Origin of the sequence: Rhodobaculum claviforme, assembly GCF_016653255.1 — a bacterium.
Lineage (GTDB): Bacteria > Pseudomonadota > Alphaproteobacteria > Rhodobacterales > Rhodobacteraceae > Rhodobaculum > Rhodobaculum claviforme.
Map to the genome: position 1 here is coordinate 1 of NZ_NHSD01000141.1, position 9,184 is coordinate 9,184.

At 73.0% G+C, this 9,184-nt stretch carries 7 protein-coding genes and 1 pseudogene; 4 read left to right on the forward strand and 4 right to left on the reverse strand.

The genetic code is table 11. From position 1 onward, the window contains the following. Together CCR87_RS04470 and CCR87_RS04475 are read right to left on the reverse strand one after the other, a co-directional pair. Positions 1–375: putative inorganic carbon transporter subunit DabA (locus tag CCR87_RS04470; protein ID WP_201156371.1), on the reverse strand; the 375-nt coding region annotated here is incomplete at its 3' end. A gap of 16 nt (positions 376–391) precedes the next feature. After that, a complete protein-coding gene (locus tag CCR87_RS04475; protein WP_201156372.1) occupies positions 392–1,951 on the reverse strand; it encodes a proton-conducting transporter transmembrane domain-containing protein in 1,560 nt (519 codons plus the stop codon). 101 nt (positions 1,952–2,052) lie between these two features. On the opposite strand from CCR87_RS04475, the gene CCR87_RS04480 reads away from it, so the two are divergent. Beyond that, entirely contained in the window at positions 2,053–2,955 is a 903-nt protein-coding gene (locus CCR87_RS04480; protein ID WP_201156377.1) for a LysR family transcriptional regulator, read from the forward strand. Positions 2,956–2,962: 7 nt separating this feature from the next. On the opposite strand, the gene CCR87_RS17475 is transcribed toward CCR87_RS04480, so the two are convergent. After that, positions 2,963–4,642, reverse strand: coding sequence for an ABC transporter permease (locus CCR87_RS17475; protein ID WP_201156373.1), 1,680 nt, complete (start codon positions 4,640–4,642; stop codon positions 2,963–2,965). A gap of 211 nt (positions 4,643–4,853) precedes the next feature. Here CCR87_RS17475 and CCR87_RS04490 point away from each other — a divergent pair, with 211 nt between their 5' ends. From CCR87_RS04490 to CCR87_RS04500, 3 genes are all read left to right on the forward strand, one after another. Then, on the forward strand, positions 4,854–5,873 hold the full coding sequence (locus CCR87_RS04490) for an extracellular solute-binding protein (RefSeq protein WP_201156374.1): 1,020 nt from the start codon (positions 4,854–4,856) through the stop codon (positions 5,871–5,873). A gap of 211 nt (positions 5,874–6,084) precedes the next feature. After that, positions 6,085–6,756, forward strand: coding sequence for a tellurite resistance TerB family protein (locus CCR87_RS04495; protein WP_201156375.1), 672 nt, complete (start codon positions 6,085–6,087; stop codon positions 6,754–6,756). 154 nt (positions 6,757–6,910) lie between these two features. Further along, positions 6,911–7,510, forward strand: coding sequence for an exopolysaccharide biosynthesis protein (locus CCR87_RS04500; protein ID WP_201156376.1), 600 nt, complete (start codon positions 6,911–6,913; stop codon positions 7,508–7,510). A 338-nt stretch (positions 7,511–7,848) separates the two neighbouring features. Here the strand turns inward: CCR87_RS04500 and CCR87_RS17675 are convergent. Beyond that, positions 7,849–8,151, reverse strand: a pseudogene (locus CCR87_RS17675) (alpha/beta hydrolase); the annotation flags it as partial. Between the last annotated feature and the right edge of the window lie 1,033 nt (positions 8,152–9,184).

Here is a 9,184-nt window from a genome sequence, read left to right on the forward strand (position 1 = left end):
TGGCCGCCCCTGCCCCCACCCCCGAGGCCCTGCCGACGGTTGCCCGGCTGGCCGCGCCCGCAGGTCGACCAGGTCGATGGGCTTGCGCGCCGATGGGCAGGCCTCCAGCGCCGCGGCCAGGTCGTCGTCGGTGATCCGGCCCTCGGCCACGGCGGCTGCGTGGATCGCACGCGGCGGGGTGATGCGCACCCCGGCCACGCGGGCCAGCCGGGCGGCCGCTGTGGCCAGATCCTCGTCGGTCTGGCCCAGGAAGGGGTTGACCGCAACCGTCGCCGACAGCGGAAAGGCGGGCGGGATGGCGCGGGCGGCGGCTTCGGCGGCGCGCAGGATCGCGGCGGTCCGGGCGGGGGCGATGTCGATGGGTGTCAGGAACATGCTCGGTCTCCAGCGGTCACAGGGGCCCGGCGGTGCGAAAGCCGCCGATCAGCCGGTCAAGAAGCGCATTGAGGTACAGGCCATTGGCGAGGTGCACGCGCAGCCCGGCCGCCGCCGGATGGTGCGACCACAGCGCAAACAGCGCCTGCGCCACCGCCACCAGCGCAAAGGACACCAGCGCCAGCACGATCAGCGCCCACTCCAGCGGCCCAGCGGTGGGCACCGCGGGCACATGCGCGCCCCACAGCGCCCCCGCGATCAGGTGCAGCGTGAAATACGCCACCGCCGTGCCGGCCGAGATCGCCGCGGTGCGTTGCGTCAGGGCGCGCGGCGCGGCATCGGCCAGCCCCTGGGCCACCAGATAGGCCACGCCGAACACCAGGATCGCCCCCAGCGCCAGCGCCTGCGGCGACTTCGGCCCGGCCAGCGCGGCAAAGCCCGCCGCCACCGCGCCATACAGCACCACCGCGATCAGGAATGCGCGCGCCACCGCCGCCAGTCCCGGCACCGCCACAGGCCCCGGCCGGTGGACCGCCGCCACCGCCTGCACCGCCCCGCCCGAAGCCAGGAACGCATGCGCCTTGTAAAGCGAGTGCGCCACGATGTGCAGCAGCGCCAGCGCCCACAGCCCCAGCCCGCATTGCAGCAGCATGAAACCCATCTGCGCGACCGTGGACCACGCCAGCGCCGTCTTGACCGCGCTTTGCGTCAGCATCACCGCTGCGCCGAACAGCGCCGTGAACCCGCCGATCATCACCAGCGCGGCCATCGCGCCGGGGCTTGCCTGCACCAGATCGGCGGTGCGGATCAGCACGAACCCGCCCGCGTTCACGATGCCCGCATGCAGCAGCGCGGATACCGGCGTGGGCGCCTCCATCACCTCGGTCAGCCAGCCGTGCAGCGGAAACGCCGCGGTCTTCAGCGCCGCCGCCAGCACCAGCAGCGCCACCGCGCCCTGTGCCGCCCCCGGCAGGCCCGCCCCGGCGGTCACCGCCAGCGCCGCCAGATCGGCGGTCCCGAACGCCTGCCACAAAAGCACCGCCGCCGCGATCACCGCCACGTCGCCCGCCCCCCAGACGAGTGCGAACTTGGTCGCCGCGCGCCGTGCCTCGGGGCGGTCGGGATAGAACAGCAGCAGCCGCCGCAGCCCCAGACCCACCGCCACGAACCCCACCGCCAGCACCGCCAGGCTGCCGGCCAGCACCAGCACCAGCACGGCCGCCAGCGTCGCCAGCATCAGCGCGTGGAACGCGCCTTCGCGCGCCTCACCATCCAGATAGCGCCGCGCATAGCGCACCACGATCCAGCCGACAAAGGCCACCAGCAGCGCCATCGTGGCGCTGAGGGCATCGAGCCGCAGCGCCAGCAGCAGCCCGCCCGATCCGGCCACGACCTCGGCCGGGCCGTGGGCGATCACCCGGATCACGCCGATCACGCCAAGCGCCAGCGCCAGCGCGGCCGCGCCTTCGGCCAGGCGCGGGATGCCGGGGGGACGGCGGCCGGGGTGGCGCGCGGCCATGGCCGCCGCGGCGATCAGCGCCAGCGGCGCGGCAAGGGGGGACAGCAGCATTTCCATCGGCAGACCTCTGCGTTCGGTGTGATCCGCGGGGAGGTAGCCTCTGGTGCGCCATCTGAAAAATTCATATTTTGGCCTCCTGGCATCCATGGAATGGAATGATGGCGCCCCTCAACCTGCATCACCTGCGGCTGTTCCGTGCCGTCGCCACCGAGGCCACCCTGACCGGCGCGGCGCGCAGGCTGAACCTGTCGCAATCGGCGCTGTCGACGCAGATCCGCACGCTGGAGCAGTCGCTGGGCCATGATCTGTTCGAGCGGCGCGGCCGCGGGCTGGTCCTGACCGAGGCGGGGCGAATCGCGCTGGATCATGCCGACGAGATCTTTCGCACCGCCGAGGACCTCGTCTCCACGCTGCGCGAGACCGGGCGCGGGCGGCAGGTGCTGCGGGTGGGCGCGCTGGCGACGCTGTCGCGCAACTTCCAGATGCAGTTCGTGCGCCCCCTGATCGGCCGGTCGGACGTGGAGGTGGTTCTGCGCGCGGGCTCGCAGGCGGAGTTGCTGCGCGGGCTCGACGGGCTGGCCTTTGACGTGGTGCTGACCAACCTCGCACCGCCGCGCGACGCCGCGAGCCCGTGGCTGGTGCATCGGCTGTCCGAACAGCCCGTCAGCCTGATCGGGGCGCCGGGGCGCCTGGGGGCGGGGCCGTGGACGCTGGTGGAGCTGCTTGCGCACCATCCCATCGTCGTCCCTCCGCCCGAAACCGCGCTGCGCGCGGGTTTCGATGCGCTCGTCAGCCGGTTGGGGGTCGTGCCCGGCATCGCCGCCGAGGCCGACGACATGGCCATGCTGCGGCTGCTGGCGCGCGAGGATGCGGGGCTGGCGGTCCTGCCGCCGATCGTGGTGCAGGACGAGCTGTCCGCCGGGGTGCTGATCGAGGCGGCCAGGTTCGAGGCGCTGACCGAGAGCTTCCTTGCGGTGACGCGCGCGCGCCGATTTGCCAACCCCCTGCTGGGGCCGCTGCTCGGGTCCTTGCCGGCGCAGGTGCCGGGCGCGGGGGGCTGAGGCGCGATCAGCGGTTCAGCGCACGGCTGAGCAGGATCACCGGCAGGATCCCGACGGCGACGATCATCAGCGCGGCGGTCGCGGCCTCCTCCAGGCGGCCGTCGCTGGCCAGCCGATAGGTGCGGATCGCCAGCGTGTCGAAGTTGAAGGGCCGCACGATCAGCGTGGCGGGCAGCTCCTTCATCACATCGGCGAACACGAAGATCGCGGCCGTCAGCATGCCCCGGCGCAACAGCGGCACATGCACCCGCACCAGCAGCCCCGCGGGCCCCGTGCCGAGGGTACGCGCGGCCTCGTCCATGCTTCGGGGGATGCGGGCCAGGGCGGCCTCGACCGTCTTGAGGGCGACGGCGAGGTACCGCACCACATAGGCAAACATCAGCGCCGCGATGGTGCCGGTCAGCACCAGCCCCGTGGAGACCCCGAACCGCGCCCGCATCAGCGCATCGAGCGCATTGTCGAAGGCCGCCAGCGGAATCAGCACCCCCACCGCGATCACCGCCCCCGGCATCGCATATCCCAGCGAGGCCGCCTGCATCGCGGCGCCGATGGCCGGTCCGCCCTGAAGCCTGCGGGCATGGCCCAGGAAGACCGCGATGCCCACCAGAAGCGCCGCCGCCCCCGCCGCCATCTTCAGGCTGTTGGTGGCCAGAACAACGAACCGCGGGCCCCACATCGGATCCCCGGCGATGATCGCCAGGCGCACCAGCTCGGCCGCTGGAAAGACGAACCCCAGCGCCACCGGCAGCGCACAGGCCCCCGCCGCCAGCGCCGCCGTCCCCGGTCCCAGGCGCACCCGCACAAGCGCCGCCGCCCGCCCGCCCGCATCGCCCGCGAACCGCCGGTTTCCGCGGATCACCCGCTCCAGCAGGAACGCCGTCAGCACGAACAGCACCAGCAGCGCCGACAACTGCGCCGCGGCGACCGGGGCGCCGCGCGCAAACCAGGTGCGAAAGATCCCGGTGGTCAGCGTCTGAACCCCGAGGTGGACCACCGCGCCGTAATCGGCCAGCGTCTCCATCGCCACGAACGCCGCCCCCGCGGCGATGGCCGGCCAAGCCATCGGCAGCGCCACGCGCCGGAACGCCGATGCGCGGCTGTGGCCCAGTGCGCGCGCGGCCTCCATCAGGTGCTGCGACTGTCCCAGAAACGCCGCCCGCGCCAGCAGATAGACATACGGGTACAGCACCAGCGCCAGCAGAACGACTGCCCCGGGCAGCGAGGCGACCTGCGGAAACCAGTAGTCACCGCGGCCCCATCCGAACGCCTGCCGCAGCCCCGTCTGCACCGGCCCCCAGAAGCTGAGCCGGTCGAAGTAGACATAGGCAATCACATAGGCCGGCATCGCCAGCGGCAGCATCAGCGCCCATTCGAACACCCGGCGGCCCGGAAACTCGTATGCCGCCACCAGCCAGCCGGTCGTGACCCCGATCACCACGGCCAGCGTGCTGACCCCCGCCACCAGGGTCAGGGTGTTGCTCAGGTAAAGTGGCAGGACCGTGGCCACCAGATGCGGCCATACCCCCTCGGAGGGGACGAAGACCCGCCCCACCACGGTCACGATCGGCAGCGCGACCACCGCCGCCACCACCAGCGCAAGCGCGGTCCATGCGGTGGGGCGCGGCCGGCGCGGCGGCGGTGTCCGGGGTATGGGGATCGGGCGCACGGGCCCCTGGTTGCGGGTCATCGGTGGGCATCCGGTCGGCGGTGTCGGATGTGCTGTTACGGGGCCCGGGGCAGGGCGTCCAGTAACCTGAGTGTTATTGTCAATTATCGAGACGCCGGGATATGGCAGCCCTCGGACACGGCCAGGCCGTGGCCCCCGACCCACCCAGATCTGCGGCTTTGCCCGCAGCCCAGGCAGGCGCACCCCGACATCCCAACCGGAGACACCACCGATGCTGCGACATGCAACCGCTTCCCTGCTGGCGCTTGCCACCGCCCTGCCTGCGCTGCCCGCGATGGCGGATGAGCTGAACCTCTTTTCCGCGCGCCATTACGACACCGATCTCCAGCTTTACGACCTGTTCACCGAAGCCACCGGGATCAGGGTGAACCTGATCGAGGGGTCGGGCGACGAGCTTCAGGCCCGCATCGAGGCCGAAGGCGCCAACAGCCCCGCCGACATCCTGCTGACCGTCGACGCTGGCCGTCTGCACCGCGCCGAGGTGGCCGGCCTGTTCCAGCCCGTCGACAGCGACATCCTGACGGCGCGCATCCCCGCCGAGCTGCGCCACCCCGACAACCTGTGGTTCGGCCTGAGCAGCCGCGCGCGGGTGATCTTCCACAACGCCGACGCCGGGCCGCCCGAGGGGCTGTCGCGGATGGAGGATCTGGCCGATCCGCGCTTCGAGGGCGAGATCTGCATGCGCTCGTCGTCCAACATCTACAGCGTCTCGCTGCTGGCCGAGCTGATCGAGGTGCTGGGCGCGGACGCCGCCGAGGACTGGGCCCGCGGCATCGGGCGCAACCTGGCGCGCGCGCCGCAGGGCGGCGACACCGACCAGATCCGCGCGGTGGCCGCGGGCGAATGCGCCGTCGGCATCTCCAACACCTATTACTGGGGGCGGCTGAAGGCCTCGTCCAACCCCGCCGATGTGGCGGTGGCCGACGCCACGGCCTTTCTGTTTCCCAACCAGGACGACCGCGGCACCCACACCAACATCTCGGGCGCGGGCGTGCTGGTGAATGCGCCCAACCGCGACAACGCCATCGCGTTTCTGGAGTTCCTGGTGTCCGACACCGCGCAGCAGATCCTGGCGGACGGCAACAACGAATACCCGGTGGTGGCCGGGGTGCAGATCGAAGGGCCGATGGCCGCCTTTACCGATTTCCGCTCCAGCGGTGTCAATGCCTCGGTCTTTGGCCTCAATGCGGCGGAGGCGGTGATGATCTGGGACCGTGCCGGCGTGCCCTGAGCGCGGGCGCATGCGGGCGCCCCGGGGCCAGTCGCCACGGGGCGCACCCACCACAGGGCGCGCCCCGGCAGCGCAGAGGCGCCATGGCCATGGCGCCCGCGCAACCGGGCCGGAGTTCAACATGGCGTGAGCGCGCCGCAGGCGCTTGAACGCCGGTGTCGAACCTACATCTGATCGGAACCAAAACACCGCCATAGCCGCAGGGGGCCCCATGTTCGACGCGCGACAGCTTCTGGATCAGGTGATGGGCGCCATGCCTGCGGACGCGCGCAAGGACGCGTCGGGCGGCGGGCAGCTGCTGACCGGGGCGCTGGCGGGCGGCGTTCTGGGGCTGCTGGCGGGCAACAAGCGTGCGCGCAAGCTGGCCACCCGATCGGCGGGCGCCGCGCTGAAACTGGGCGGCATCGCGGCGGTGGCGGCCATTGGCTACACCGCATGGCAGCGCCATCGCGGCGCGCCGGGCACCGGGCTGCAACTACCGCCCGCCGACAGCGGCTTCGCCCCGGAGCGCGCGCCGCAGGGCCAGGACCGTCTGGCCCGCGGGATCATGGTTGCCATGATCCAGGGCGCCAAGGCCGACGGCCACATCGACGCCGCCGAACAGGCCCGCATCCTTGACCAGATCGAGGCGCTGGCGCTCGACGTCGAGGCCAAGGCCTTTGTCATGGACGAACTTGCCGCGCCGGCCGATGTGACGCGCGTCGCCCGTCATGCCGATACGCCCGAGGTCGCGGCCGAGCTGTATGCGGCGGCCCTGCTGGCGATGAGCCCCGACGCGCCGGCGGAGCGGCAGTTCCTGACCCGGCTGGGGACGGCGTTGCGCCTCGATCCCGGCTTTGCGGCCCAGATCGAAGGGGCGGTGCGGGCTGCCGCCGATGGCTGAGTCCCCCCGAGACGGCCAGCCCCCCCTTGCGGGCTTCTCCGCGCCGCCCGGGTTGGTCGCGCATGGCCCGGACCGCGCCCGCCCGGTCCGCCCCGAGCGGGCACACATCCCGTCCGCCCCCTCCGCCGGGCCGGGGTGCGGGGGCCCTGGCCGGATGGGCAGCCCTCCGGTGGCCTCCGGCGCCAGCGCGACGCTGGCCGAGATGCGGCGCGCCCTGTCGGGGCGCCCGGCGGCGGAGGGCGTGGCGCTGCGCGATCTGGTGTCGGCGATGGAGGGGGAGACGTTTCCCGTCCTGATCCTGCTGTTTGCGCTGCTGCTCGTCTCGCCGCTGAGTGCGGTGCCCGGGGCCACAAGCCTGTTCGGACTGACCATCGCGGCGATCATGACCCAGTGGTTGCTGGGCCGGGATCGCGTCTGGCTGCCGGGGGTGCTGCTGGACCGCCGGCTGTCGGTGGGGCGTGCCGGGGCGGCGCTGCACCGGTTGCACGGGCCGGTGACGTGGGTCGAGCGCCGCCTGCGCCAGCGCCAGCGCTGGGTATTCGCCACGCCCTTTGCCGAGGCGCCCATGCTTCTGGTGCTGATGGCCGCGCTGTGCGCCCCGCTGATGGAGGTGATCCCGGCCAGCGGCACCAGTGTCGGCGCCGCGATGGTGCTGTTCAGCGCGGGGCTTCTGGCGCGCGACGGGGTGGTCGTGCTGGCGGGGGCCGGCCTTGCGGGGGTGCTGCCGGTGTCGCTCTGGCTTGTGCTGACCTGATCCCTCGGCGGGCCAGCGAGGGGCCGCGGCTGGCGGGGCGGTTGCGCGTGGATCGCGTGCGCGCGGTGCAGCGGCGCGCGATGGCCGCACGGTCCGTGGCGGAGCGCGGGCGCGTCCCGGGGCGATGATGTCTCGGTCGCGCGGCGGGGGGGCGCGCATTCGGCCCGGCGCAGGCGCACGCGGGGCGCGCGTTGCGGCCGCCAGAGGTTTGGCCCGACGCGCACGAGGCTGCGGCGCGCCTGCGCATCGCGCCCCTCGTTGCGCGTCTGGGCAATGTCGGCGCCGATGTGGGCGTCGTGGACATGATACGGGTGGCCGGTCGGGCTGCTGTTCGGAAGATCGCTCAGATCGCTCAGATCGATCACACCCACCCCGTCGAGCCGCGACACAGCGTTTCCCGCCTGCCCCAGCCGTGGATGGCCGTGCACCCCCTGCGACAGTGCAACCAGGCGGTCGCCCCGGGCGACATGGACGGTGATGCTGCGCACCACCGGGCGGATGGGCGGCAACTGGCGCACAAACACGTCGAAATCGATGCCGGGCGCCAGCAGGATGACCTCCCCGAGCCGGACATCCCGGCGCCGCGCCGCGACGTCGCAGATCGCCACCAGCAGTCCCCGCGCACCTTGGCTGCGGCCCATCTAGGTTCACCGCCGGGCCGCGCCGCCAGCGCCGGAATGGTGTCGGCGCGGTCGAAGACGCTCCAGGACAGGTCGGCCTCGTCTTGGGTATCGGTCTGCAAGCCGCCGTCGGAGGGCCAGCCGAACCACGGGAACCGCCCCGCCTGCGCCGCTTTTTCCTTCGGGACCGTGGCGCGGCGGCGGCCCTTTTCGACGTCGATGAAGACCCCGTGGGCATGAAGGATCGGCCCCCGGCCCGTCGCGCTGCGCCCCTGCGTGTCCATGACATCGGCCAGCGGGGCAGGGCGTCGACGCGCAGGATTGCGCCGGGGACGTGACAGGGGACCGCACCGGCCAGCGGGCGTTTGGCGATGTCGCAGTGCCCCGCCTCGGTGGTGCTGCGGTCCAGGCCATGGAACCGGCCGGGGCCGGGCTGGGGGGCGCCGGTGCGGTTGCGCTGGATCGGAAAGGGCACGTCCGTACGGCTGCCGCCTCGGCCCCGGCCGAGGCGGCGAGGGAAGGCGCCACCGCCACGCCGATCCCGGCGGCGGCGAGGCTTGCGAGGAGGATCCGCATGGGCCCCGGTTGTGATGCATCCGTGCGCCCCCTGCGGGGCGGGCCGTGGTGCAGTATCCCCGACGCCGGGCGCGGCCCGGACCATCAGCGGAGCGCCGGTGCGACACCCCTGGGGCTGCGCACCTCTGGCGTGGCGGCGGGGCCATGGCCGACAGGGGCGCGCGGTCGCATCACCCGGCGGGCCGATACGATGGAGGCGCATGCGGGTTGCGGGCGTGGGTCCGGGCCGTCGCGCGGGCCGTTTTCCGGGACTGCAGGCCGGGATGCGGCGGGGGCCGGTCTCGGGACTGGTTTCGGGACAGGCCGGGGGACTGGCCACGGGACTGGTTTCGAGCTTTGCCGGGGGCGGTCCTGAACGCGATCTTGCGGCGGCCGGTGCCCGGCCGGGTCAAGGCGTCGGGGACGGCGTGGCGGATCCGGTGGCGGTTGCGGGCTGGCCTGACCGCCCGCTGGGGCGCGCGCCTGCGGGCGGTCAGGC